General features: G+C 70.6%; 25 protein-coding genes. 20 read left to right on the top strand and 5 right to left on the bottom strand.

Annotated features, from left to right (window positions below):
* Positions 1-61: 61 nt before the first annotated feature.
* The 12 genes from ACX9GQ_RS04700 to ACX9GQ_RS04755 all read left to right on the top strand — a co-directional run bounded on the left by ACX9GQ_RS04700 (position 62) and on the right by ACX9GQ_RS04755 (position 10757).
* Positions 62-1777, top strand: a complete 1716-nt coding sequence (locus ACX9GQ_RS04700; protein WP_459628376.1) for an SPOR domain-containing protein — start codon at positions 62-64, stop codon at positions 1775-1777.
* 76 nt (positions 1778-1853) lie between these two features.
* The gene (gene nagZ, locus ACX9GQ_RS04705) at positions 1854-2873 is read left to right on the top strand and encodes a beta-N-acetylhexosaminidase (RefSeq protein WP_459628377.1); all 1020 of its coding nucleotides are present in this window, start codon (positions 1854-1856) and stop codon (positions 2871-2873) included.
* Positions 2874-2924: 51 nt separating this feature from the next.
* Positions 2925-3707: a segregation and condensation protein A gene (locus ACX9GQ_RS04710; RefSeq protein ID WP_459628378.1), complete on the top strand. Its 783-nt coding sequence runs from the start codon at positions 2925-2927 to the stop codon at positions 3705-3707.
* 18 nt (positions 3708-3725) lie between these two features.
* Positions 3726-4517, top strand: a complete 792-nt coding sequence (gene scpB / locus ACX9GQ_RS04715) for an SMC-Scp complex subunit ScpB (RefSeq protein WP_459628379.1) — start codon at positions 3726-3728, stop codon at positions 4515-4517.
* Positions 4514-5617 carry an ABC transporter ATP-binding protein gene (locus ACX9GQ_RS04720; RefSeq protein ID WP_459628380.1) on the top strand — a complete coding sequence of 368 codons (1104 nt, stop codon included), beginning with the start codon at positions 4514-4516 and terminating at the stop codon, positions 5615-5617. The genes scpB and ACX9GQ_RS04720 overlap by 4 nt, the downstream gene beginning before the upstream one ends.
* 66 nt (positions 5618-5683) lie before the next feature.
* Positions 5684-5923 carry a twin-arginine translocase TatA/TatE family subunit gene (locus ACX9GQ_RS04725; protein WP_459628381.1) on the top strand — a complete coding sequence of 80 codons (240 nt, stop codon included), beginning with the start codon at positions 5684-5686 and terminating at the stop codon, positions 5921-5923.
* Positions 5924-6010: 87 nt separating this feature from the next.
* Complete coding sequence (tatB, locus tag ACX9GQ_RS04730) at positions 6011-6589, top strand: Sec-independent protein translocase protein TatB (protein ID WP_459628382.1); 579 nt, start codon at positions 6011-6013, stop codon at positions 6587-6589.
* Positions 6586-7383, top strand: a complete 798-nt coding sequence (gene tatC, locus ACX9GQ_RS04735; RefSeq protein ID WP_459628383.1) for a twin-arginine translocase subunit TatC — start codon at positions 6586-6588, stop codon at positions 7381-7383. Before tatB ends, tatC begins: the two co-directional genes overlap by 4 nt.
* A 66-nt stretch (positions 7384-7449) precedes the next feature.
* Positions 7450-7650 (top strand): hypothetical protein, encoded by a 201-nt coding sequence (locus tag ACX9GQ_RS04740; protein ID WP_459628384.1) that lies wholly within the window; start codon positions 7450-7452, stop codon positions 7648-7650.
* Between the two features lie 365 nt (positions 7651-8015).
* Positions 8016-9305, top strand: a complete 1290-nt coding sequence (gene serS / locus ACX9GQ_RS04745) for a serine--tRNA ligase (protein ID WP_459628385.1) — start codon at positions 8016-8018, stop codon at positions 9303-9305.
* Positions 9305-10072, top strand: coding sequence for a 5'/3'-nucleotidase SurE (gene surE / locus ACX9GQ_RS04750; RefSeq protein WP_459628386.1), 768 nt, complete (start codon positions 9305-9307; stop codon positions 10070-10072). Before serS ends, surE begins: the two co-directional genes overlap by 1 nt.
* Positions 10073-10094: 22 nt before the next feature.
* Positions 10095-10757, top strand: coding sequence for a protein-L-isoaspartate(D-aspartate) O-methyltransferase (locus tag ACX9GQ_RS04755; protein ID WP_459628387.1), 663 nt, complete (start codon positions 10095-10097; stop codon positions 10755-10757).
* Positions 10758-10907: 150 nt separating this feature from the next.
* Here ACX9GQ_RS04755 and ACX9GQ_RS04760 read toward each other — a convergent pair whose 3' ends face one another.
* Positions 10908-11222: a hypothetical protein gene (locus ACX9GQ_RS04760; RefSeq protein ID WP_459628388.1), complete on the bottom strand. Its 315-nt coding sequence runs from the start codon at positions 11220-11222 to the stop codon at positions 10908-10910.
* 16 nt (positions 11223-11238) lie between these two features.
* Here ACX9GQ_RS04760 and ACX9GQ_RS04765 point away from each other — a divergent pair, with 16 nt between their 5' ends.
* Positions 11239-12222 (top strand): peptidoglycan DD-metalloendopeptidase family protein, encoded by a 984-nt coding sequence (locus tag ACX9GQ_RS04765; RefSeq protein WP_459628389.1) that lies wholly within the window; start codon positions 11239-11241, stop codon positions 12220-12222.
* A gap of 75 nt (positions 12223-12297) precedes the next feature.
* Here the strand turns inward: ACX9GQ_RS04765 and ACX9GQ_RS04770 are convergent, their stop codons facing one another.
* Positions 12298-13197 carry an ATP-binding protein gene (locus ACX9GQ_RS04770; protein ID WP_459628390.1) on the bottom strand — a complete coding sequence of 300 codons (900 nt, stop codon included), beginning with the start codon at positions 13195-13197 and terminating at the stop codon, positions 12298-12300.
* Positions 13198-13485: 288 nt separating this feature from the next.
* On the opposite strand from ACX9GQ_RS04770, the gene yajC reads away from it, so the two are divergent.
* The 5 genes from yajC to ACX9GQ_RS04795 all read left to right on the top strand — a co-directional run bounded on the left by yajC (position 13486) and on the right by ACX9GQ_RS04795 (position 17767).
* Entirely contained in the window at positions 13486-13812 is a 327-nt protein-coding gene (gene yajC / locus ACX9GQ_RS04775; RefSeq protein ID WP_459628391.1) for a preprotein translocase subunit YajC, read from the top strand.
* A 73-nt stretch (positions 13813-13885) separates the two neighbouring features.
* A complete protein-coding gene (gene secD / locus ACX9GQ_RS04780) occupies positions 13886-15499 on the top strand; it encodes a protein translocase subunit SecD (RefSeq protein ID WP_459628392.1) in 1614 nt (537 codons plus the stop codon).
* A 13-nt stretch (positions 15500-15512) separates the two neighbouring features.
* Positions 15513-16505 (top strand): protein translocase subunit SecF, encoded by a 993-nt coding sequence (secF, locus tag ACX9GQ_RS04785; RefSeq protein WP_459628393.1) that lies wholly within the window; start codon positions 15513-15515, stop codon positions 16503-16505.
* Positions 16502-16888, top strand: coding sequence for an Mth938-like domain-containing protein (locus tag ACX9GQ_RS04790; protein ID WP_459628394.1), 387 nt, complete (start codon positions 16502-16504; stop codon positions 16886-16888). The genes secF and ACX9GQ_RS04790 overlap by 4 nt, the downstream gene beginning before the upstream one ends.
* A gap of 3 nt (positions 16889-16891) precedes the next feature.
* Positions 16892-17767: a phytoene/squalene synthase family protein gene (locus ACX9GQ_RS04795; protein ID WP_459628395.1), complete on the top strand. Its 876-nt coding sequence runs from the start codon at positions 16892-16894 to the stop codon at positions 17765-17767.
* A 54-nt stretch (positions 17768-17821) separates the two neighbouring features.
* Here the strand turns inward: ACX9GQ_RS04795 and trmFO are convergent, their stop codons facing one another.
* The 3 genes from trmFO to uvrA form a co-directional block, all read right to left on the bottom strand.
* Positions 17822-19243 (bottom strand): methylenetetrahydrofolate--tRNA-(uracil(54)-C(5))-methyltransferase (FADH(2)-oxidizing) TrmFO, encoded by a 1422-nt coding sequence (trmFO, locus tag ACX9GQ_RS04800; protein ID WP_459628396.1) that lies wholly within the window; start codon positions 19241-19243, stop codon positions 17822-17824.
* A gap of 219 nt (positions 19244-19462) precedes the next feature.
* The gene (locus ACX9GQ_RS04805) at positions 19463-19618 is read right to left on the bottom strand and encodes a DUF1127 domain-containing protein (RefSeq protein ID WP_459628397.1); all 156 of its coding nucleotides are present in this window, start codon (positions 19616-19618) and stop codon (positions 19463-19465) included.
* Between the two features lie 775 nt (positions 19619-20393).
* Complete coding sequence (gene uvrA, locus ACX9GQ_RS04810; protein ID WP_459628398.1) at positions 20394-23318, bottom strand: excinuclease ABC subunit UvrA; 2925 nt, start codon at positions 23316-23318, stop codon at positions 20394-20396.
* 292 nt (positions 23319-23610) lie between these two features.
* On the opposite strand from uvrA, the gene ssb reads away from it, so the two are divergent.
* Together ssb and ACX9GQ_RS04820 are read left to right on the top strand one after the other, a co-directional pair.
* Complete coding sequence (ssb, locus tag ACX9GQ_RS04815; protein WP_459628399.1) at positions 23611-24126, top strand: single-stranded DNA-binding protein; 516 nt, start codon at positions 23611-23613, stop codon at positions 24124-24126.
* Positions 24127-24616: 490 nt separating this feature from the next.
* Positions 24617-25450, top strand: coding sequence for a DUF2189 domain-containing protein (locus ACX9GQ_RS04820; protein WP_459628400.1), 834 nt, complete (start codon positions 24617-24619; stop codon positions 25448-25450).
* The last annotated feature ends 35 nt before the right edge of the window (positions 25451-25485 follow it).

Genomic DNA, 25485 nt, shown 5'->3' on the forward strand with positions numbered 1-25485 from the left:
ATTGATCGCCCGAAGGCCAGAGAACGGGCCGCGGGCTGGGCGGTGAACGGTGGGTGCGTCCATGACAGAGCAGAACAGATCCCGGCCGGTGATCGACCTCGACGAACTGGAGCGCCAGCTGCGCGAGGCGGCGGCCGCGCCGCGTCGGGCCGACGCCTCCGGACGTGACGACCCGCTGGCAGAGCTGGCCCGCATCGTCGGTCAGGACGATCCCTCCCGCGGCTCCTGGCGGCAGTCCCGCCCGGCTGCTCCGGCGGCGCAGGCGCCTCAGGCACCTGCCGCGGCGGCACCGCGGGCCGACGAACCTTTCGATGATTTCGAGGCGGAACTCGCTGCCCTGACCCGGGGCGAGCGCTTCACGCCTCCAGAGCAGCCCATGCGGGTGGAGCCGGAGATGGGCCGTGCGCCGTCCCCCGAAATGGGCCGTGCTCCGGCGCCCGACACCGTTCCCTTCGACGATCCGCAGGACTGGCAGCTGCGGTCCACCGGATCTCCGGCGCCCGAGCCGGCGTCCGATCGCTACGCGGATCCGGTGTCCGAGCGCTATCCCGAGAACGTCGTGCCGTTCGATCCGCGGGCGCCCGAGCCTGCGGCCTATCGCGACACGGATCCGGTCTACGAGGCCGAGGGGCGCCTGCCGCCCCATGAGGAGATCGCCGAGGAGATCGCCCCGAGGCCGCGCCGCAAGGGCGTGCTCGCGGTGGCGACCGTGCTCGGCGTCGCCGCGGTCGGCGTGGCGGCCGCGCTCGCCATGCGGGGCCTCGGTTCTTCGAATTCGGCCGTGCAGACTGCCGGGGCTCCTCCGGTCATTAAGGCCGAGCCCGGCCCGATGAAGGTGCAGCCCGCCAATCCGGGCGGGGTCGAGGTGCCGAACCAGGACCGCGCCATCTATACCCGCAAGGCCGAGGACCCGAAGGGTGCCAAGGTGGTGGGCGGCGAGGAGCAGCCGGTCGACGTCGCGGCCAAGGTGCAGGCGCCGCGCGTCGTGCTGCCCAACGGCAGCGGCGACGCCACGTCCACCACGGCGGGCGCCGTGCCGACCGCCGCGCAGGTCGAAGTGCCGAAGCCGCCGCAGGCTTCCCAGGCAGTCGCCGGCCTCGGCGAGCCGCGCCGGGTCCGGACCGTGTCGGTCCGTCCGGATGGAACCATCATCGACGCGGCGACGGAGGCCACCCTCGGCCGCACGGCGGCGCTCGGGTCGCCGCAGGCGGTGCCGGTCGCCGCCCCAGCGCCGGCTCCCGTGCCTGCGTCTCCCGTGACGACCGGCACGACGCCGGCCGCCCCGGCCGCCAGCGGCGGTACCGTCCTGCCGCCACGCCGCATGGAGGCGCCGGCCATCGTCAATGCGCCGCCCGGCGCCCCGCCCAAGCCGGTCGCCGCCCCGTCGACGCCTCCGGCCAGGCCTGCCGTCGCCGCGCCCGCCGCCGGCACGACGCCTGCAGCGCCGCCCAAGCCGGCGCAGGTCGCCGCCTTGGCGCCCGTTGCTGCGCCGGCCACTCCTGCGGCCGCGGCATCCACGTCGGACACGCCGGGATCGGGCTTCTCGGTCCAGCTCGCCGCTCCGGCGAGCGAACAGGAGGCCAAGGACACGGCGGCCCGGCTGCAGCGGCGCTTCGCTGGCGAGCTCGGCGGCATGCAGCCGGTGATCCGCAAGGCCGAGGTGAACGGCAAGACGATCTACCGGGTCCGCGTCGGCTCTCTCCCCCGCGACGAGGCGACTTCGCTCTGCGAGCGGCTCAAGTCGGCCGGCGGGCAGTGCTTCGTCGCCAAGAACTGACGCGGCCACCCTTCGATCCCGCCGCCCCCCTCGCGGGGGCGGTCCTTTTCCAGCCCATCTCAGGCCGGCCGACCCCATGAGCGTGCGCGCCTTCGTCACCGGTTGCGCGGGCCTTTCCTTGTCACGCGACGAGGTGGCCTTCATCCGGGAGGCCCAACCCTGGGGCCTCATCCTGTTCCGCCGCAACGTCGAGACGCCGGAGCAGGTCCTGTCCCTGACGACGGCGTTCCGCGAGGCCGCCGGCCGGGCGGATGCTCCGGTCCTCGTCGACCAGGAGGGGGGCCGCGTGCAGCGGCTCGGCCCGCCGCACTGGCCGCGCTATCCCGCCGCGCGCCGCTACAACGAGGCCCGCTTCAACGATCCGTTCGCCGTTCGCGAGATGGTGCGGCTCGGCGCGCAGCTCATCGCGAGCGACCTCGCCGCGGTCGGCATCACCGTCGACTGCCTGCCGGTGCTCGATGTCCCCGTGCCGGGAGCGCACGGCATCATCGGCGACCGCGCCTATGCGGAGGATCCCCGCACGATCGCCGTTCTCGGCCGGGCTGCCGCGGAGGGGCTCCTGGCGGGTGGCGTCCTTCCCGTGATCAAGCACATGCCGGGCCATGGCCGGGCCCGGGTCGACAGCCACGAGCACCTGCCAACCGTCGACACCCCGCACGCCGAGCTTGCCTCCCGGGATTTCCTGCCGTTCCGGATCCTGGCCGACATGCCGGTGGCGATGACGGCGCACGTGGTGTTCACCGACCTCGACCCCTCGGCGCCGGCGACGACGTCCCGCACCGTGTTCCGCCGGATCATCCGGGGGGAACTCGACTTCCGCGGCCTGGTGCTGTCGGACGACCTGTCGATGAAGGCGCTGTCGGGGTCCCTGCGCGAGCGGGCCGAGGCAGCCTTCCGGGCCGGCTGCGACATCGGCCTGCACTGCAACGGCGATCTCGCCGAAATGCGCCAGGTGGCGGAAGCCGCTCCGCGCCTCGCCGGACGCCGGAAGGTGCGGGCCGAGGCGGCGCTGGCACGGCTGCGGCACCTGCCGGAGCCGTTCGATCCTGTGGACGCGCGGGCGCGGCTCGACAGTCTGCTTGCGGTCCCTGCCTGAGGCGGCCAGTGTGACGCCCGTTGCATCCGGCAGGGGCGAATCACCGGCAGCATGGCGCAGCAGCTCGATTTCGAGGATCCGGCGGCGGTCGAGCGGGGCGAGTCCGAGCCCGCGCTGATCGTCGACGTGGACGGTTTCGCGGGGCCGCTCGACCTGCTTCTGGAACTCGCCCGGCGCCAGAAGGTGGACCTGCACCGCATTTCCGTGCTGGCGCTGGCCGAGCAGTATCTCGCCTTCGTCGAGCAGGCCCGCCACTACCGGCTGGAACTCGCCGCCGACTATCTCGTCATGGCGGCGTGGCTCGCCTACCTCAAGTCCCGCCTGCTTCTGCCCGAGCCGCCCAAGGGCGAGGAGCCGTCGGCGCAGGATCTCGCCGGCCAGCTCGCCTTCCGGCTGCAGCGGCTGGAGGCCCTGCGGCAGGCCTCGCGGCTGCTGGTGGAGCGCAACCGGCTGGGCCGGGACGTCTTTGCCCGCGGCATGCCCGAGCCGGTTCTGGTGACGAAGACCGCGCAGTGGGAGGCCTCGCTCTACGACCTGCTGTCGGCCTATGCCCGCGAGCGCCAGAAGCACGCCCACTCCCGCATGACCTTCCGCAAGCGGCACTTCTGGTCGCTGGTGGATGCGCGCCAGGCGCTTGAGCGCCTTGTCGGCATGGCGGTGGACTGGACGGTGCTCGATGACTATCTGAACCGCTTCGTGGTGGAGCCGGGGATGCGGGCGACGGTAAGGGCCTCTTCCTTCTCGGCCACGCTGGAAATGGTCCGGGAGGGCCTGATCGAGGTCCAGCAGGAACGGCCCTTCGCGCCGATCTACGTGAAGGCGAGGGCCGCCTGACGGGCGGGATGGAGCGGAATGGACGACGGCATGCGACAGGTGCGCGCCATGGCGGACGCGGATGACGGGGCCGAGCGGGCGCTCGAGGCCCTCGAGGCGTCGGCGCGGGCGCTGGCGGAGGATGCCGCGGGCGTGCGGTCGTTCGCCGAGGCCTGCCGGATCGCCGAGGCGCTTCTTTTTGCGTCCGCCGAGCCGCTGTCGGCCGAGGCCATCGCGAGCCGGCTTCCGGGCGACGTGGCCGTCGCGACCGTCCTTCGTGCGCTCGTCGACGAATACGCCCCGCGCGGGGTGAACCTCGTCCAGATCGCCGGAAAATGGGCGTTCCGGACAGCGGAGGACCTCGGCTACCTCCTCTCCAAGGAGGCCGTGGAGCCGCGCCGGCTGTCGCGGGCGGCCCTGGAGACTCTGTCCATTGTCGCCTACCACCAGCCGGTGACGCGTGCCGAGATCGAGGACATCCGCGGCGTCTCGCTCTCCAAGGGCACGCTCGACGTGCTGCTGGAGACGGGCTGGATCCGTATCCGTGGCCGGCGCAAGGCCCCCGGCCGGCCGGTGACCTACGGCACGACCGAGGCGTTCCTCGTCCATTTCGGGCTCAACCGCATCGACGACCTGCCGGGCCTGGAGGAGCTCAAGGGCTCCGGCTTCCTCGAAGGCCGCCTGCCGCCGGGCTTCGGCGTGCCCGTGCCTTCGGACGACCCGACGCTGCGCCCCGACGAGGAGCCGCTCGGCGAGGACCTGTTCACGGAACTCACGGAAGAGCGCATCAACCGGGCCGACGAGCCGCTGCGCGAGGACGGCGGGGCGTGAGCGATCCGTCGGCCGCCCTCCCGCGTCGCTGGGGGCAGCGCGGGACGGCGGGAGCCGCGATCCCCGCGAGGCTGCGCCTGCAGGGCGTCACCCACGGCTACGGCGCCGTCACCGTGCTGCGCGACATCGACCTCGACGTCGAGCCCGGCGAGGTCGTGTGCCTTCTGGGGCAGTCCGGGTGCGGCAAGACCACGCTGCTTCGGCTCGCCGCCGGCGTCGAGGCACCCCTCCAGGGGTCGATCTTCCTCGACGGGCGCGAGGTCGCCGGGCGCCAGTTCGTGCCCCCGGAGGAGCGGGGCGTGGGCCTGATGTTCCAGGACTACGCGCTGTTTCCCCACCTGACCGTGCGCCAGAACGTGCTGTTCGGTTTGCGCCAGCTCTCGGCGGCCGACGCCCAGACGGCGGCGGGGCGGGCGCTGTCGCGCGTGGGGCTGGAGGGGAGGGGCGACGCCTATCCCCACATGCTGTCGGGCGGCGAGCAGCAGCGCGTGGCGCTCGCCCGCGCCGTGGCGCCGCGTCCGGGCGTGATCCTGATGGACGAGCCGTTCTCCAACCTCGACCGGCGCATGCGCGACGCCGTGCGCGAGGAGACGGTCGCCCTGCTGCGCGAGATGGGGGCGACCACCATCATCGTCACTCACGATCCGGAGGAGGCGATGCGGATCGCCGACCGGGTGGTGCTGATGCGCGCCGGCCGGATCGTGCAGGCGGGACCGGCCGTCGATCTCTACCGCCGCCCCGTCGATCTCGCCGCGGCACGGTTCTTCTGCGATTTCAACGAGGTCGATGCTGTGGTCCGGGCCGGGCGGGCGGACTCTCCGCTCGGCGTGTTCCCGGCGCCGGGCCTGCCCGACGGGCCGGGCGTGGTGTGCGTGCGCCCGCAGGCCATCCGACTGCGCGCGGCGGGATTCTGCCTGCCCGGAAGGGTGCTCTCGCGCCGGTTCCTCGGCGAGGTCGACCTGCTGGAGCTCGCGGTCCAGGGCCTCGATGCGCCGGTGCGCGCGCGCCTGCGAGGCGGGATTGCCGCCGTGCAGGGTCAGGACGTCGGAGTCGACATCGACTCGGACGAGGTTCTTGTTTTTGCCTCAACGGCGTCCTAGGTTCCCGGCCATATCGCAAGGTCGGGTATCGGGCAGGCTGCCCGCCCCGCGCTCTGGAGTTGAACAATGGGTGGCGTCAGCATCTGGCACTGGATCGTCGTCGGTATCGTGGTGCTGCTGCTCTTCGGGCGCGGCAAGGTCTCCGAGCTGATGGGCGACGTGGCGAAGGGCATCAAGGCCTTCAAGAAGGGCATGAGCGAGGACGAGACCGCCGAGGCGGCGAAGCCGGCCGAGCCCATGAAGTCGATCGAGGACCAGCGGGCCGCCGGCGTGCAGACGCCGGCCGGCGAGCGCAAGGCATCCTGACGCGGCCGACGACGGTGCGGAGGCCCGGCCTCCGCGGGGGACGGAGTGGTCCGGCCGAGAGCGACCGGACCCGTTGATCGGTACGTCATGTTCGACATCGGATGGAGTGAACTCGTCGTCATCGGCGTCGTGGCGCTTGTGGTGATCGGGCCGAAGGAACTGCCCGGCGTGCTGCGCACGGTGGGCGGAGCCGTGGCCAAGATCCGCAGGCTCGCGGGCGAATTCCAGTCGCAGTTCCAGGAAGCGATGCGCGAGGCCGAGATCGACGAGGCCCGCAAGTCGGTCGAGAACCTCAACCAGGCCGCGAGCTTCAACCCGATCCAGACGATCCGGGACGAGATCAAGGGCGCTGTCGAGAGCGTGACGGCCGATCGCAAGCCCGATCCCGTCATCAGCGTGCCCGAGCCGCCGCCGGTTCCTGACCTGACGCCGGAGCAGATCAAGGCAGCCTTCGAGCCTGTTCCGCAGGAGACGCCTCCCGCCGTTCCGACCGTGCCGGTCGAGACGGCGGCGCTGCCCGAGCCGCTTCCGCCCCCGCCTGCGACGGTGCAGGCGCCGGAAGCCGAGGCGGAACCGGAGGCCGAGCCGGTTCCGGTCATCCGCAGCAAGACCAAGGCGGCCGCCCGCAAGCCCAAGGCGTCCGACGCCGGAGAAGAGCCGGCATGACGCACGACGACATCGAGGCGACGAAGGCGCCGCTGATCGAGCACCTGATCGAGCTGCGTTCGCGGCTGATCAAGTCCATCGCGGCCTTCATGGTCATGTTCGTGATCTGCTTCGCCTTCGCCAAGCAGATCTACAACGTCCTCATCTTCCCCTATGTGCTGGCGGCGGGCGACGCGGCCTCCGTGAAACTCATCTACACGGCTCCGCTTGAGTACCTGTTCACGCAGATCAAGCTCGCCGTGTTCGGCGCGTCGTTCTTCTCGTTCCCCGTCGTGGCGACGCAGCTCTACAAGTTCGTGGCGCCGGGCCTCTACAAGAACGAGCGCGAGGCCTTCCGGCCGTATCTCATCGCGACGCCGCTGCTGTTCACGCTGGGCGCGGCGGTCGTGTTCTTCATCGCGATGCCGATCGTGATGCGGTTCTCCATCGGCCAGCAGCAGCTGGTGCCGGGCGAGGCGGCGATCGAGCTGCTGCCGAAGGTCAGCGAGTACCTGTCGCTGATCATGACCCTGATCTTCGCCTTCGGCATCTGCTTCCAGCTGCCGGTGGTCCTGACGCTGCTGGCCCGCGCCGGCTTCATCGATGCGAAGTTCCTGCGCGAGAAGCGGCGCTACGCCATCGTCATCGTCTTCATCATCGCCGCCGTGCTGACGCCGCCCGACGTGATCAGCCAGCTCGCGCTCGCGATCCCGACGCTGCTGCTCTACGAGGCGTCGATCTTCGCCGTGCAGATGGTCGAGAAGAAGATGGCGGACAAGAAGGCCCAGGAGGACGCCGAAGAGGCGGCGAGCTGACGGCGCGGGGCGGGTTTTTTCCGCCTCGCGGGGTTATGTGATAGTCTTTTTATGATGGAGATTTCGATGACGGAGCCCGAGAACCTCGTGCTCATCCAGCTGCGGCGGATGGCCGAACAGCTCGAGGCGCTGCACGAGGACAACCGCGAGATCAAGACGCGGCTGGGTCTGCTCGAGCAGACGACCGCCTCCATCTCCCGCCGCATCGACCGCGTGGAACTGCGGCTCGACCGCATCGAGCGCCGGCTCGACCTCGCCGACGCGTGACGGTTGCTTGTCCGGCCGGACACTGCGCCGCCCGAAAGAGGCGACCGCCAGCCCCACAACCCTGACGCCTCCCCACAAGGGGGGGGAACGCCAGTTCGGCACCATACTTCCGTTGACGGCATCATCCCGTCGTCGTTGACCCCGTGGGATCCTCGTGACGGCCGCCATGGGCCTCCCTCCCCCTCGTGGGGAGGATCGAGGGTGGGGGGGTACCGCCGACCGGCAGGAGTATCCGCTGGCGTGCTCGGAGCGGACATCGCCCGTCCCTTGCGAAGGGGCCGAGGCTCCTCTACCAAGCCAGCGTCATGGCCGCGCGGCGTCCGCCCGAAACCGGCGGATCGTCCGTGCCGGCAACGGGGACGCGCATGTACGACATCAAGTGGATCCGCGACAACGCCGCGGCCTTCGACGCCGGGCTCACGAACCGGGGCGCGCAGCCCCTTTCGGCGCAACTGATCGCGCTCGACGACCGCCGGCGCGCCGCGATCCAGACCGCGCAGTCCTCGCAGGAGCGCCGCAATGCGCTGTCCAAGGAGATCGGCCAGGCGATGGCCGCGAAGGACACCGCGCGCGCCGACGCGCTGAAGGCCGAGGTCGCCGCGCTGAAGGACGCACTCGCCGCCGCCGAGGCGGAGGAGAAGGCGCTCGTCGAGGACCTCGAGATGTCGCTCGCCGCGATCCCGAACACGCCGATGGCGGACGTGCCCGTAGGGGCCGACGAGCACGGCAACGTCGAGGTGCGCCGCTGGGGCGCCCCGCGGACCGCCGAGACCATGGGGTTTGCGCCGAAGCAGCACTTCGAGATCGGCGAAGGGCTCGGGCAGATGGACTTCGAGGCCGCATCGCGCATGTCTGGCGCCCGCTTCGTCGTCAACCGCGGGCCGCTCGCGCGGCTGGAGCGCGCGCTCGGGCAGTTCATGCTGGACCTGCACACCGGCGAGCACGGCTACACCGAGGTGAACCCGCCGCTGCTGGTGAGGGACCAGGCCGTCTACGGTGTCGGGCAGTTGCCGAAGTTCGAGGAGGACCTGTTCCGCACCACGAACGGGTTCTGGCTCATCTCGACGTCGGAGGTGTCGCTCACCAACCTCGTGCGCGAGCAGATCGTCGAGGAGAAGGAACTGCCGTTCCGCTTCACGGCGCAGACGCCCTGCTTCCGCTCGGAGGCCGGCGCGGCGGGGCGCGACACGCGCGGCATGATCCGCCAGCACCAGTTCACCAAGGTCGAACTCGTCTCGGTGACGACGCCCGAGACCTCGCTCGCCGAGCACGAGCGCATGACCGCGGCGGCGGAGGAGGTGCTGAAGCGCCTCGGCCTCGCCTATCGCACGGTGCTCCTGTGCACGGGCGACATGGGCTTCGGCTCGCAGAAGACCTACGACATCGAGGTCTGGCTGCCCGGGCAGAACGCCTATCGCGAAATCTCGTCCTGCTCGGTCTGCGGCGACTTCCAGGCCCGCCGGATGCAGGCGCGGTTCCGGCCCGCCGAGGGTAAGGGCAACCGCTACGTGCATACGCTCAACGGCTCGGGCGTGGCGGTCGGCCGCGCGCTCGTCGCCGTGCTGGAGACCTACCAGAACGCCGACGGCAGCGTGACGGTGCCGGACGTGCTGGTGCCCTACATGGGTGGGGTCACGCGGATCGAGAGGGCCTGATGCGCATCCTGGTCACCAACGACGACGGCATCCACGCACCCGGCCTGAAGGTCTGCGAGGCGATCGCGCGGGCGATCGGCGACGACGTCTGGGTCGTGGCGCCCGAGACGGACCAGTCCGGCGTGGCCCACTCGCTGTCGCTCAATGACCCGCTGCGCCTGCGCGAAATCTCGCCCCGGCACTTCGCCGTGAAAGGCACGCCGACCGACTGCGTGATCATGGGCGTGCGCCACATCATGAAGGACGCGGCGCCCGACCTCGTGATCTCCGGCGTGAACCGCGGCCAGAACATCGCCGAGGACGTCACCTATTCCGGCACGGTCGCCGGCGCCATCGAGGCGACGCTGCTCGGCATCCCGGCCTTCGCGCTGTCGCAGGCCTACGGGCCGGAGACGCGGCACGCGATCCCGTGGACCTGCGCCGAGACGCTGGCGCCCGACGTGATCCGCGCCGTGCTGAAGGAGGGCGTGCCGGAGGGCGTGCTCGTCAACGTCAACTTCCCCAACTGCCCGCCGGAGCAGGTCGTCGGCACGACGGTGGCCATGCAGGGGCGCCGGGCGCAGAACCTCTTCACCATCGAGGAGCGGCGCGACGGGCGCTACAACCCCTACTACTGGCTCGGTTTCGCCCGCGAGCCGTTCGCGCCGGCCAACGGCACGGACCTCGCGGCGCTGGCCTCGCGGCGAATCGCGGTCACGCCGCTGCGCATCGACATGACCGACGAGCCGACGCTGACGCGCTACGCGCAGTTGTTCGGGCGCCACTGACCCGGCGGGCGGGGCGGCGTCGATGTCCGTCGTCACCGACCACGAGGGGGCCGAAGCCCGCGTCGCCTTCCTGCTCGCGCTTCGGGCGCAGGGGCTGCGGGACACGGCGGTGCTGCGGGCCTTCGAGACGGTGCCGCGCAGCCGATTCGTGCCGCGGCGGTTCATCGATGTCGCCCTGACTGACATCGCGCTGCCCATCGGCTGCGGCCAGACCATCCTCGCCCCGTCCTTCATGGCAGCCATGTACGTCGCGCTCGACGTGCGGCCGGAGCACCGCGTGCTGGAGATCGGCACCGGGTCGGGCTACGGCACCGCGATTCTCTCGCGGCTCGGGGCCAGCGTCGTCTCGGTGGAGCGGTACAGGAGCCTCTGCCTCGAGGCGTCGACCCGGCTGGATGCGCTCGGCTTCGCCAATGTCCGCGTAGTGCATGCGGACGGCCGCGGCGGCCATGCGGCCGGCGCGCCCTACGACCGAATCGTCATCGATGCCTCCGTCGAGGCCGTGCCGCCGGCGCTGGCGTCGCAGCTCGTCCCCAGCGGGCGAATCGTCACCGTGCTGCGCTCGGGGGAGGGGCCGCAGCGCCTCGCAAAGCTCTCGCGGGCCACAACCCACGATTTCAACATCGAACTGATGCAGCCGTTTCCCGGCGCACCGCTCGCCGAGGGTGTCGCTGCCGCCCTTTGATGGATCAGGGTGAACGAAACGGCGCTTTCGAGCGGTCCGTCAAACCATTCCTTAACCCCAACGACCCTTTAATGGCCTCGTGAATTTCCGGGGCATCTGTCGCGTTCGGGTCGGGTCCAACATGAGTCAGCGTCAGCGTTTCTCCCTTCATCAGTCGGTCGCCCGCGTCGCCTTCGTCTGCGCCATCGGCAGCCTCTCGGCCGCCTGCAGCTCCGACACGATGCGGTTCGCCGAGAGCCCGTTCGGCAACCCCTTCGGGACCTCGGCGCGGGTCGAGCCCCAGTCGACCGCCTCGGTCACGGCGGCGCCCACCCAGCCTGTGCAGGCCGCGTCGCTCCCGCCGGTCACGCCGGTGGCGTCAAGCCCGCTGCCGCCGGTCTCCGCCGCTCCCGTCGCCACGGCTTCGGCCCTCCCGTCCTCGGGTCGCGCGCCGGTTTCGCTGCCCGGCGCGAAGGGCTGGACCACGGAGGGTGGATCGGCCGTGACCGTCGCCGCCGGCGAGTCGGTGAAGACGCTCTCCAACCGCTACGGGGTCCCCGAGACCGCGATCCGCGCCGCCAACGGCCTTGCCGGCAGCGCCCAGCCGTCTCCAGGCGCCCGGGTCATCATCCCCGTCTACCACGCCACCGCCGTCGAGGCGCCGGCCTCGACACCCGCGGCCGTGTCGGCTCCTGCCGCGAAGATGGTGGCGCAGTCGGGTCCGGTCGCCATCGAGCGCCCGGCGCCCGTGGGCAGCGCGCGCATGCAGCTCGTGAAGGGCGCGCAGCCCGTCGCCACCACGAAGACGGCAGCCGCACCGGCCCCCGCGGCGAAGCCCGAGCCCGTGAAGACCGCGAAGGTCGAACCGACGAAGGCCGAGCCCGCCAAGGTCGAGGCGAAGAAGCCGGCCGAGGTGGCGAAGGTCGAAAAGCCCAAGGCCGAGCCGGTCAAGCCCTTGCAGACGGCCAAGGTTGAGCCCGCGAAGCCGGAGCCCGCCGCCGAGCCCGTGAAAGCAGCGGCCGCGCCGGCTGCCACCGCCCAGAAGGCGCCGGCGGCTCCCGCGGCAGAGCCGCAGGAGACGGCGTCGATCGCTTCCGGCGGCAAGGCCGCGCTGACCGACTTCCGCTGGCCGGCCCGTGGCCGGGTCATCACCGGCTTCGGCGGCAAGGGCGGCACGCAGAACGACGGCATCAACATCGCGCTGCCGGAGGGCACCCCGGTGAAGGCTGCCGAGTCGGGCACGGTCGCCTATGCCGGCAACGAGCTGAAGGGCTATGGCAACCTGGTGCTCATCCGCCACGACAACGGCTACGTCACCGCCTACGCCCACAACGGCGAGTTGAAGGTGAAGCGCGGCGACACGGTCCAGCGCGGCCAGACGATCGCCACTTCCGGCCAGACCGGCAACGTCTCCTCGCCGCAGCTGCACTTCGAGATCCGCAAGGGCTCGACCCCGGTCGACCCGCTGCCGCACCTCGGTTCCTGACGGCGCAGTCCCTGAAATGACGAAGGGCGGCCTCCGGGCCGCCCTTTTTGCTGTGTCGGCAGATTGGGAGCGCGCTCAGCCCAGCGGCCGCCCCAGCCGGCCCGCGAGGTCCTGGATGAACTGCCACGCCGTGCGACCTGAACGCGAGCCGCGGGTCGTCGACCACTCCAGCGCCGCGTGGTGCATGGCGTCCCGGTCCTCGACCGGCAGGCTGAAGTGCGCGACGTAGCCGTCGACCATGGCGAGGTACTCGTCCTGGCTGCAGCGGTGGAAGCCGAGCCACAGGCCGAAGCGATCGGACAGGGAGACCTTCTCCTCCACCGCCTCGCCGGGGTTGATGGCGGTCGCGCGCTCGTTGTCCATCATGTCGCGCGGCAGCAGATGGCGGCGGTTGGACGTGGCGTAGAAGATCACGTTGTCCGGCCGCCCCTCGATCCCGCCCTCCAGCACCGCCTTCAGCGACTTGTAGGAGGTGTCGGCGCCGTCGAAGGAGAGGTCGTCGCAGAAGACGAGGAAGCGGAACGGCGCCGGGCGCAGCAGCGCCATCAGGCCCGGCAGGCTCTCGATGTCCTCGCGATGGATCTCGACGAGCTTCAGCGGCGGGGTCCCGGCCGCGCGGCCGGCGTTGACCTGCGCGTGCGCTGCCTTCACGAGCGACGACTTCCCCATGCCGCGCGCGCCCCACAGCAGCGCGTTGTTGGCGGGCAGGCCGGCGGCGAAGCGGGCGGTGTTGTCGACCAGCATGTCGCGCACGCGGTCGATTCCCTTGAGCAGCACCATCTCGACCCTGTTGACGCGTGGCACCGCGGCGAGGGACGGCGGCCGCGGGTGCCAGACGAAGGCGTCGGCGGCGTCGAAGTCCGGGGCAGGGGCCCTGGCGGGGGCGATGCGCTCCAGCGCGTCGGCGATGCGGGCCAGGAGGACGCTGGTTTCGGGCGCGGTCGTGTCGGGCGCGGTCGTGTCGGGCGTGGTCATGCGGGCGATCCGGGGCGGGGGCGGCTGCGCCACGGCCCTTGCCGCGGCGCCCGCGCCTCATTATCTGCGGTCACGCGACAAGTCACGTGGCCCGCTTCCCCTGAAGCATGGCCGCCGGCTGGGCGCGACGGCGGTGGTCCGCCGGCAGGGGCAGCCGGCGACGGCTGAGCGGGCCGGCCGGGTCGGCGTCGAAATTTGCTTTCCCACCCGCGCTGGCTATAGTCCGCGCCACTTTCGGAGGCCCCTGCCGCGGCAACGGGCTTTCCCAACCCTTGCGGAGGCTTCCCCGTGATCACGCCTGCATTCGCCCAGAGCGCGGCCGCGCCCGGTGGCGTCGACATGTTCGTGCAGCTGGTTCCCTTCATCCTCATCTTCATCATCATGTACTTCCTGATCATCCGGCCGCAGCAGAAGCGGGCGCGGATGCACCAGGAGATGATCAAGAACGTGAGGCGGGGAGACACCGTGGTCACGACCGGCGGGATCATCGCCAAGGTCACCAAGGTCACCGACGACGCCGAGATCGAGATCGAGATCGCCGAGGGCGTGCGGACACGCCTGCTGCGCGGCATGATCTCCGAGGTCCGCGCCAAGGGCGAACCCGTCAAGGCCTGATTCCTCGTCCGATCCGCCATCGGGCGCATGGCCGGCGACCGCCGGCAGCCGCAATCCGGGACCGTTCGACACGATGCTGCGTTTCTCCCGACTGAAGACCATCGGCGTGCTGCTGCTCACCCTGGCGGGGTTCCTCTACGCCATGCCGAGCCTGCTCTCGCCGGAGACCCGCAAGAGCATCGAGCAGTCGATCCCGGGCTTCATCCCGCGCTGGATCGTGCCGCACCAGGCGATCGTGCTGGGCCTCGACCTGCAGGGCGGGTCCCACGTCCTCCTCGAGGTCGACACGTCGTCGGTCATCCGCGCCCAGGTGAACGGGCTGCGCGACGACGTGCGCCGCATCCTGCGCGAGCAGCGCGTGTCGCTGTCAGGCGGCATCGGCGTGCAGGCGCGCGGCGTCTCGATCCGCGTCCAGGACGCGGCCGAGCGCCAGAAGCTGCTGCCGGAGCTGCGCAAGCTCGCCCAGCCGGTGGGCGGCGCGCTCGGCATGGGCGGCGGCCAGCCCACCATCGAGCTCTCCGAGCAGCCTGACGGGCTGATCCAGCTCACCGTCACCGACGTCGGCATCAACGAGCGGGTGCGCAAGGCCGTCGACCAGGCCATCGAGGTGCTGCGCCGGCGCATCGATGCGCTCGGCACGACCGAGCCCAACATCCAGCGCCAGGGCGCCGACCGGATTCTGGTGCAGGTCCCCGGCCTGCAGAACCCGCAGCGCCTCAAGGAAATCCTCGGCACCACGGCGCAGCTCGAGTTCCGCCTCGTGGCGGAACCCGGCGCCAACCCGAGCGAGGTCGAGACGCTCCCGTCCTCCGAGGAGGGCGGCGCGCCGATGCAGATCGAGCGCCGGGTCATCGTGCAGGGCGAGGACCTCATCGACGCGCAGCCGGCCTTCGACAGCCGCACGTCCGAGCCGATCGTCAACTTCAAGTTCAACATCCGCGGCGCGCAGCGCTTCGGGCAGGTGACGACGGAGGCCGTGGGCCGGCCGCTCGCCATCGTGCTCGATCGCAAGGTCATCTCGGCGCCGCGCATCCTGCAGCCGATCACCGGCGGGTCGGGCCAGATCTCGGGCCGGTTCACCGTCGAGCAGGCCAACAACCTCGCCATCCTGCTGCGCGCCGGCGCGCTGCCGGCGCCGCTCACCATCGTGGAGGAGCGCACGGTGGGTCCGGGCCTCGGCCAGGACTCGATCGACGCCGGCAAGAAGGCCTCGTGGGTCGCCGCCGTCCTCGTCGTCGCCTTCATGCTGATCTGCTACGGGCTGTTCGGCCTCTTCGCCAACATCGCCCTGCTCGTGCACGTCGTGCTGATCTTCGCGCTGATGTCGATGCTCGGCTCCACGCTGACGCTGCCCGGCATCGCCGGCATCGTGCTCACCATCGGCACGGCGGTCGACTCGAACGTGCTCATCTACGAGCGCATCCGCGAGGAGGCGCGGCTCGGGAGATCGATGGTCTCGTCGCTGGAGGCGGGCTTCCAGCGCGCCTTCGCGACCATCATCGACTCCAACGTCACGATGTTCATCGCCGCGGCGATCCTGTTCTTCCTCGGCTCCGGGCCGGTGAAGGGCTTCGCCGTCACCCTCATCCTCGGCATCGTCACGACCGTCGTCACGGCCGTCACCATGACGCGGATGATGATCGCGCTCTGGTACCGGTGGGCCAAGCCCACCAAGCTGCCGTTCTGATCGGAGACCGGACATGAAGCCCCTGCGGATCATCCCGGACGACACGAAGTTCGGATTCATGCGCGCCCGGCGCATCAGCTTTCCGTTCTCCGCACTCCTGTCGGTCGTCGCCATCGTCTGCTTCTTCGGCGTGTCGATGAACTTCGGCATCGACTTCACCGGCGGCACGCTGATCGAGATGCAGTCGAAGGCCGGAAAGGCCGACATCGCGGCCGTGCGCGAGGCCTCCGTCGACCTTGCCGTGGGCGAGATCGAGGTGCAGGAGTTCGGCGACAAGGGCGAGGTGTCGATCCGCTTCGGCCTGCAGCCCGGGGCCACACAGCAGGAGCGCGAGCGCTCCCAGCAGCAGGCGCTGGAGCGCTTCCGCGAAACCTTCGGCAAGGACTACGACTTCCGACGCGTCGAGGTGGTGGGCCCGCGCGTCTCGGGCGAGCTCGTGCAGTCCGGCACGCTGGGCGTCGTGCTCGCCATCGTCGGCGTGCTTGTCTACCTGTGGTTCCGCTTCGAGTGGCAGTTCGCCGTCGGCGCCGTCATCGCGACGATGCATGACCTCGTGCTGACCATCGGCTTCTTCGCCATCTCGCAGCTCGAGTTCAACATGACGGCGATCGCCGCGATCCTGACGATCGTCGGCTTCTCGCTCAACGACACCGTCGTCGTGTTCGACCGCATCCGCGAGATGCTGCGCAAGTACAAGCGCATGCCGATCGAGGAGCTGCTCGACATCGCCATCAACACCACGCTCTCGCGCACGATCTACACGTCGCTGACGACGATGCTCGCGCTGCTGGCGCTGGTGCTGTTCGGCGGCTCGGTGATCCAGAGCTTCTCCTACGCCATGATGTTCGGCGTGATCGTGGGCACCTACTCGTCCGTGTTCATCGCCGCGCCGGTGCTCATCTACCTCGGCCTGAAGACCGGGACCGAGACGGCCAGCGACACGGAGGCCGCGCCGGCGGCCGCGACGGGGCGGCGCAAGGGACCGAGCGAGAGCCCGGCGCGATGAGCGGACGACCCCGCTACGAGGGGTTCGTCCCGGGTCGCCACCTGATCGACGCCTACGGCAACGGCGGCTTCCGCTTCGCGGACATGTCCCACCGGGGGTCCATCCTCGCGCTGCCGGGCGGCATCCACGCCTGGCCGGTGACGTCGGCCGCGGACTTGACCCCCGCCGTCTTCGCGCCAGTTGTCGCGGAGGCGGGGGCCGTCCGGATCCTGCTCGTCGGCACGGGGCGCGAGGTGGCCATGCTGCCTCCCGACGTGCGCGAGACGCTCCGGGCGGCGGGAATCGGGGTGGACGTCATGCAGACCGGGGCGGCGGCTCGCACGTACAACATTCTTCTCGCCGAGGACCGCGCCGTCGGCGCCGCCCTGATCGCGGTCGACTGAGGCATGGGCGCGCCCGTGCCCGCCATCGAACCGGTGGCGGCAGACCCCTCGCTGGCGGTCGATCTCAAGGAGCACGACCGGGACCGCTGGATTTCGACGCTGTTCGTCACCGGCGACCGCCGCGACGCGCTCGTCGCCCTCTACGCGTTCAACCTCGAGATCGCGCGGGTGCGCGACGTGGTGTCGGATCCGCTGCCGGGCGAGATGCGCTTCCAGTGGTGGCGGGACCTCCTGTCGGGTCAGGCGCGGGGGGATGCGAACGCCCATCCGGTCGCGGCCGCGCTCATGCGCGCCATCCGCCGCTACGGGCTGCCGGTCCCCGCGCTGCAGGCGCTGATCGAGGCGCGGACCTTCGACCTCTACGACGACCCGATGCCGACGCTCACAGACCTCGAGGGCTACTGCGGCGAGACGTCGTCCGTCCTGATCCGGCTGGCGACGTTCATCCTCGCCGACGGCGCCGATCCGGGCGGGGCCGACGTCGCCGGCCATGCCGGCGTCGCCTACGCCCTGACGGGACTGCTGCGGGCGCTGCCGTTCCACGCCGCGCGGGGGCAGGTGTTCCTGCCGGCGGACCTGATGGCCCGGCATGGCGTGGAGCGCGAGGACGTTCTGTCCGGCAAGGAGACGCCGGCCCTGCGGTCGCTGCTGGCGGAACTGCGCGCCCTGGCGCGCCACCACCTCGATGCGACGCGGCGCGGGATCGCGGCGCTACCACCCTCCGTCGCCCCGGCATTGCTGCCTGTGTCGCTCGTCGAGCCGTATCTCCGGCAGATGGAGCGCCCGCGCTACCGCGTCTTCGCGACGCCGGTCACGTTGCCGGCGTGGCGGGCGATCTGGGCCGTCTGGCGCGCCGCCCGGCAGGCGCGCTTCGCCTAGGGCATCGTCCCGCCGGATGGAAACCGGCGGGGAGGGCCGGACGGTGCTCCGGCGTCACGCGGCGGCGCCGCGATCCTCGGTATCCTGCGCGGCAAGCCACGCCTCGAGGTCGCCCCCGGCCCGCGCCGTCAGCGCCATCTTGCGGGCGATGGCCTTCTCCGCGCCGCGCAGGCGCTTGCCGTCCGGGCTCTTCGGGGCGCTGGCGAGCGGCGGGAACAGGCCGAAATTGACGTTCATCGGCTGGAACGAGCGCGGTCCCTCGTCGATGGTCTCGATGTGGCCGCCGGTGATGTGGTTGAGCAGCGCCCCCATCGCCGTCGTGGGCGGCGGCGCGGCCGGCGCGCGGCCCAGCCGCTCGGCGGCGGCGAAGCGGCCGGCCATCAGGCCCACGGCGGCGCTTTCCACATAGCCCTCGCAGCCCGTGATCTGCCCGGCGAAGCGCAGGCGCGGCAGGGCCTTGAGGCGCAGCAGCGGGTCGAGCAGGCGAGGGGAGTTGAGGTAGGTGTTGCGATGCAGGCCGCCGAGGCGGGCGAACTCGGCGTTGGCGAGGCCGGGGATGGTGCGGAACAGGCGCACCTGCTCGGCGTGCTTCAGCTTCGTCTGGAAGCCGACGAGGTTGTAGAGCGTCCCCAGTGCATTGTCCTGACGCAGCTGGACGACAGCGTAGGGCTTCACGCCCGGCGTATGGGGGTTCGTGAGCCCGAAGGGCTTCATCGGACCATGGCGCAGGGTCTCGCGGCCGCGCTCCGCCATCACCTCGATGGGCAGGCAGCCGTCGAAGTAGGGGGTGTTCGCCTCCCACTCCTTGAACGAGGTCTTGTCGCCGGCGATGAGCCCGTCGACGAAGGCCTCGTACTGCGGCTTGTCGAGCGGGCAGTTGATGTAGTCGGCGCCCGTCCCGCCCGGGCCGGCCTTGTCGTAGCGCGACTGGAACCAGGCGACGGAGAGGTCGACGCTCTCGCGGTAGACGATGGGGGCGATGGCATCGAAGAAGGCGAGCGAGGTCTCGCCCGTGAGCGCCAGGATGGCGTCGGCAAGCGGGCGGGAGGTGAGGGGGCCCGTGGCGACGATGACGCTGTCCCACGTCTCCGGCGGCAGCGAATCGACTTCGCCGCGCTCCACCGTCACGAGCGGATGGGAGGCCAGCGCCGCCGTCACGGCGTCCGAGAAGCCGTCGCGGTCCACGGCGAGCGCGCCGCCCGCCGGGACCTGGTTGCGGTCGGCGCTCGCCATGACGAGCGAACCGAGCCGCCGCATCTCGGCGTGCAGCAGGCCGACCGCATTGGTTCGCGCGTCGTCGGAGCGGAAGGAATTCGAGCAGACGAGTTCGGCGAGGCCGTCGGTCTTGTGCGCCTCGGTGCCGCGCACCGGCCGCATCTCGTGGAGCACCACGGGAACGCCGGCGCTGGCGAGCTGCCAGGCGGCCTCGGAGCCCGCGAGCCCCCCGCCGACGACATGAACGGGCCGTGTGGCCATGCAACGCACTCCCTCGCTGGCGCCGCCGGCATGCCGCTTCAGGGGCCCGCCACGAAGGGGACCGTCAGGCGGGCGCGGCAGCCGATCGTTGCCGTTGCTCTAGCGCACGGCCCCTGAAACGCAAAGCGCCCGCCAAGGGGGCGGGCGCTGCGTCCTTCCGGCCGAGGGAGGGGATACGGCCGTCCGGAGTTCCTGCTGTCAACTCGCGCGAGGCGAGGCTCAGCGGGCGTTCTTCTTCGCGATGAAGCGGATGTCGCTGCGCGAGATGCCGAGATCGTTCAGGTCGCGGTCCGTGAGCTGCGAGAGCTCACGCACCGTGGTGCGATAGCGGTTCCAGGAGCGAAGGCGCTTGGCGAGCTTGTCGACGGTCAGCATGGTGGTCTCCATTCGTTGCTGCAGTGCGGTAACGTCCTGGCCGACTGGCGGTTTCGCCTTTGGTCAGCGGCGTTGGCCGCGTTCATTTGTTGCACTGCATATACGTCGGGGACCCCAGCTGGACCAGAAGCGTGTCAACACTCCTGACCTAACGAAAATGCATGGCTCGGTCATGAAGATTTAACGGATCGGGGAGGCCGGGATTGACCCGCTCTGCTTGGGTTCCTTGAAAAGCATGATAATTCATGGCCTTGATGGCTTTCACGGGTCGGGTCGCGTCAACCGGCAGCTGACACAGATCATCCGGCCATCTGCGTAGGACACATGGCGAAGGCGGTGCCAGTCCAGGGTGAGGCCCACCGCTGTGTGCTGCACTGCGACATCGCTGGATCCCCTTCCCGCGCCTGCGGCGCGCCGGGGATGACGGTGAAGAGGCAGCCCCGTCTCGAAGGATGACGCCGCGTGGCGGAACGGCCCGGCGAGGGGTCCTGCCGTGGAAGCTGCTGGGGAAGCGGCAGGGAAAGCTGAAGGGGAAGCGTCCGGGAGAGGGGACTTCACTGGTTGCAGAGGGGCTCCAGCGCGGCCGTTGCGGCAGTGTGTCGTTCCTCAGCAACCGCTTCGTCCGGGCGGGAAAGGACGGACGGCTGCCTCCGCCGTCGTTCCCGGCTCCATCCTCCGTCATGGCCGGACCCGTCCGCCGTCCTCGCCGGGCCCGTTCGGCCGTCGCTGCGGCCTTCGGCGGACGGCGCGGGATGACCCCGCAACGCCTGCGCTCTCACTCCGCCGCCTGCGAACGCGCCTTCAACGGCCGCCGCGCCAGGACCTCGCGCAGGAAGCGGCCGGTGTGACTGGCCTCGACCTTGGCGATGTCCTCCGGGCGGCCCTGGGCGACGATGATGCCGCCTCCGTCGCCGCCCTCGGGACCCATGTCGATCACCCAGTCGGCGGTCTTCACCACCTCGAGGTTGTGCTCGATGACGACCACCGTGTTGCCCTGCTCGACGAGCTCGTGCAGCACCTCGAGCAGCTTGGCGACATCGTGGAAGTGCAGGCCCGTCGTCGGCTCGTCGAGGATGTAGAGGGTGCGGCCCGTGGAGCGGCGCGAGAGCTCCTTCGACAGCTTCACGCGCTGCGCCTCGCCGCCCGAGAGGGTCGTGGCCTGCTGGCCGACCTTGACGTAGTCGAGGCCGACGCGCGCCAGCGTCTCCATCTTCTCGCGGATCGCCGGCACGGCCTTGAACAGGTCGCCCGCTTCCTCGACGGTCATGTCGAGCACGTCGGCGATCGACTTCTCCTTGTACTTCACCTCCAGGGTCTCGCGGTCGTAGCGCTTGCCCTTGCAGACGTCGCAGGTGACGTAGACGTCGGGCAGGAAGTGCATCTCGATCTTGATGACGCCGTCGCCCTGGCAGGCCTCGCAGCGCCCGCCCTTGACGTTGAAGGAGAAGCGGCCCGGCTGGTAGCCGCGCGCCTTGGCCTCCGGCAGGCCGGCGAACCACTCGCGGATCGGCGTGAAGGCGCCGGTGTAGGTCGCCGGGTTGGAGCGCGGCGTGCGGCCGATGGGCGACTGGTCGATGTCGATGACCTTGTCGAGGTGCTCCAGCCCCTCGATCGTGTCGAAGGGCGCCGGGTGCTCCAGCGCGCCGTTGAGGCGGCGGGCGACCGCCTTGTAGAGCGTGTCGATGACGAGCGTCGACTTGCCGCCGCCCGAGACGCCGGTGACGCAGGTGAAGGTGCCGAGTGGGATCTCCGCCGTCACGCCCTTGAGGTTGTTGCCCCGCGCCCCGGTGATGCGCAGCATGCGGCCCTTCTGCGGCTTGCGGCGCTTGGGCGGCACGGGGACGGCGAGGTCGCCCTTGAGGTACCGGCCGGTGAGGGAGCGCTTGTCGGCGAGGATCTCCTGCGGCGTGCCCTGCGCGACGATCTGCCCACCGTGGATGCCGGCGCCGGGGCCCACGTCCACCACGTAGTCGGCCTGCAGGATGGCGTCCTCGTCGTGCTCGACCACGATGACGCTGTTGCCGAGGTCGCGCAGCCGCTTCAGCGTCTGCAGCAGGCGCTCGTTGTCGCGCTGGTGCAGGCCGATGGAGGGCTCGTCGAGCACGTAGAGCACGCCGGTGAGGCCGGAGCCGATCTGCGAGGCGAGGCGGATGCGCTGGCTCTCGCCGCCGGACAGCGTGCCGGAGGCGCGCGACAAAGTGAGGTAGTCGAGGCCGACGTCGAGCAGGAAGGAGAGGCGCTCGCGGATCTCCTTGAGAATGCGGCCGGCGATCTCCTGCTGCTTGGGGTCGAGTGACGCAGGCAGGTCGCCGAACCAGCGGTGCGCCTCGCGCACCGAGAGCCGCGCCACGCCGCCGATGTGCTCGCCGGCGATCTTCACCGCCAGCGCCTCGGGCTTCAGCCGGTGCCCGCCGCAGGCGGCGCAGGGCGTCTCGGACATGAAGCGGCCGATCTCCTCGCGCGCCCAGTCGCTCTCCGTCTCCTTCCACCGCCGCTCGAGGTTGCGCACCACGCCCTCGAAGGGCTTGTTGACCTCGTAGGCGCGCAGGCCGTCGTCGTAGGAGAAGCGGACCTTCTCGTCGCCCGTGCCGTAGAGGATGACGTCCTTCGCCTTCTGCGGCAGGTCGGCCCACTTCACGGTGAGCTTGAAGCCGAAGTGCTGGCCCAGCGCCGCCAGCGTCTGCCCGTAGTAGGGCGAGGTGGAGCGCGCCCACGGCGCGACGGCGCCGCCGCGCAGCGTCAGCGTCTCGTCCGGCACCACCAGCATCGGGTCGATGGCCATCTCGTGGCCGAGGCCGTCGCAGGAGGGGCAGGCTCCGAAGGGGTTGTTGAAGGAGAACAGCCGTGGCTCGATCTCGGGGATCGTGAAGCCGGAGACCGGGCAGGCGAACTTCTGCGAGAAGATGAGCCGGCGCGCCTCGCCCTTGTCCGTCTTCTCGTCGGCGAATTCGATTACGGCGATGCCGTCGGCCAGTTCCAGCGCCGTCTCGAAGCTCTCGGCGAGGCGCGAGCCGATGTCGCCGCGCACGACGATGCGGTCCACCACCACGTCGATGTCGTGCTTGAGCTTCTTGTCGAGCGCCGGCGCGTCGGCGATCTCGTGGAAGGCACCGTCGATCTTGACGCGCTGGAAGCCGCGCTTCTGGAAATCGGCGAGCTCCTTGCGGTACTCGCCCTTGCGCCCGCGCACCACCGGGGCGAGCAGGAACAGGCGGGTCTTCTCGGGCAGCGCGAGCACGCGGTCGACCATCTGCGAGACGGTCTGGCTCTCGATGGGCAGGCCGGTGGCCGGCGAGTAGGGGATGCCGACGCGCGCCCACAGCAGGCGCATGTAGTCGTAGATCTCGGTCACCGTGCCGACGGTGGAGCGCGGGTTCTTCGAGGTCGTCTTCTGCTCGATCGAGATCGCCGGAGACAGGCCGTCGATCTGGTCGACGTCCGGCTTCTGCATCATCTCGAGGAACTGGCGGGCGTAGGCCGACAGGCTCTCCACGTAGCGCCGCTGGCCCTCGGCATAGATGGTGTCGAAGGCGAGCGAGGACTTGCCCGAGCCCGAGAGCCCGGTGAACACCACCAGCCTGTCGCGCGGGATCACGAGGTCGACGTTCTTCAGGTTGTGTTCGCGCGCCCCGCGAATGGCGATGACGCGGGTGTCCCCGGGACGCGCGGCCCGGTCGAAGAGGTCGTCGATGGATGCCATGTCGGTCTCTGGATGATCGGCGCGGGCGATGGCGCGGCGGCGGCAGCTGCCCTGGCCCGGCCGCCATGCCCATCGGCATTACCTAGTGCGACACGGGACGCGACAACAGGGCAAACCGTCACTTGCTCGTGTAGCAGCCGGGTGATAAGAACACAACAGGAACAAACGGGACCTCGGCCGGTGGGCCGCTGTGGATAACCCGGCAGTGGATAACCGGGGCGCGGGGGCCTGCACGCCGTCCCCGACCTGTATTGTGTCGACCGATTTTCCAGGAAAGCGTCAGGAGAGCGTCATGGCTGGCAGCGTCAACAAGGTGATCCTGGTGGGCAATCTCGGGCGGGACCCCGAGGTGCGCCGCCTCGGCAGCGGCGAGCCGGTCGTCAACTTCAGCGTCGCCACCTCCGAGACGTGGCGCGACAAGGCCAGCGGCGAGCGCAAGGAGCGCACCGAGTGGCACAACGTCGTCATCTTCAACGAGAACCTCGCCCGCGTGGCCGAGCAGTTCCTGAAGAAGGGGTCGAAGGTCTACATCGAGGGCCAGCTGCAGACCCGCAAGTTCACGGACAAGACGGGCGCCGAGCGCAGCACGACGGAGGTGGTGCTGCAGCGCTACCGCGGCGAACTCACGCTCCTCGACGGCCGCGGCCAGGGCGGCGGCGACGACGACTACGGCGGCATGTCCGGCGGGCGCAGCATGGGCGGCGGCAGCGGCGGCGGGGACTTCGGCCGCTCCTCGCCCATGGAGCGGCGCCCGGCCCCGGCCTCGAGCCGCCCGGCGGGCGACCTCGACGACGACATCCCGTTCTGAGGACGCTGGCGCCGGGCATCGATCCCGGAGCGGCAGGCCTCGCCGGAACGCGTTCCCCCTGAAGCACGCCGGCAATGGCGCGCCGGCGCATCGATGGTTGTCGGGAAGCGATTCCTCTCCCCCTTGTGGGGAGGTGTCGGGGGTGGGGTTCTGTCGACGGCCGCGCGCCTCACCGGTCGGTGGGTGGCCCGTTGCACCGGCCTACACCTTCTTGCATCGACCCCCACCCTCAATCCCTCCCCACAAGGGGGAGGGAGGCTGCAAACCGCCCGGCATATTGCGTTGGCGCGCGAAAGCGGTTCGGGTGACGACCCCGTGGGGCGTCCTGCCGGTGAGGGCCGTGGGGCGCCATGCCGGAGCGGCCCTGCGGCGCCCGCGCGGTGAACGCTCGCCCGCCCCTTGATCCCCCGCCGTGTCATGGCATCCTTCCGTCATGCGCGAAAACGCGCCGCCGGCCCCCGAACGGCGTCCATGAGGAGAGGAGATGGCCATGAGCGAGGGGCGGGGCGTGGAGATCGCCGGCGAGGCGCCGGGCGCCGGTACGGACGGCACGGCGGCCCTGCGGCCCGATCCGGTCATCCGGCGGATCACCCGCCAGGACGTGGCCGAGGCCTTTGCCGCGGGGCTGCGGGACTTCCAGGCCCAGCCCGTCTACGGGCTCTTCTTCGGGGGCATCTACGCCGTCGGCGGACTGGTGATGCTGCTCGCCACCGCATCGTGGGGGCTGCTCTACCTCGTCTATCCGCTGGCGGCGGGCTTCGCGCTCATCGGGCCGTTCGTCGCGGTCGGCCTCTACGAGGTCTCGCGGCGCCGGGAGACCGGGGAGTCGATCACCTGGGGCGCGATCCTCGGCGTCGTCTTCGCGCAGAGCCGCCGGGAACTGGGCTGGATGGCATTCGTCTGCGTCTTCCTGTTCATCCTGTGGATGTATCAGATCCGCCTGCTGGTGGCCCTGTTCTTCGGCTTCCAGCCCATGGCGATGAACGATTTCCTCAGCAACCTGCTCGGCACGCCCGAGGGCCTGCTGTTCCTGCTCATCGGGCACGTCGACGGGGCGATCCTGTCGCTGGTGCTGTTCTCGCTGACGGTGGTCTCGTTCCCGCTGCTGCTCGACCGCGACGTCGACTTCATCACCGCGATGATCACCAGCGTGCGCTCGGTCGTCACCAACCCGGCGCCGATGGTCGGCTGGGCCGCGGTCGTCGTCGTCGCGCTCATCATCGGCTCGCTGCCGGCCTTCCTGGGCCTCGCCGTGGTCCTGCCGGTGCTCGGCCACACCACGTGGCACCTCTACCGCAGGCTCGTGGCACCCCTGCCGGGATGACGCTGGCGCCGGTCCTCGGCCCGTCGCAGGATTTC

The sequence above is a fragment of the Alsobacter sp. R-9 genome, assembly GCF_054612375.1.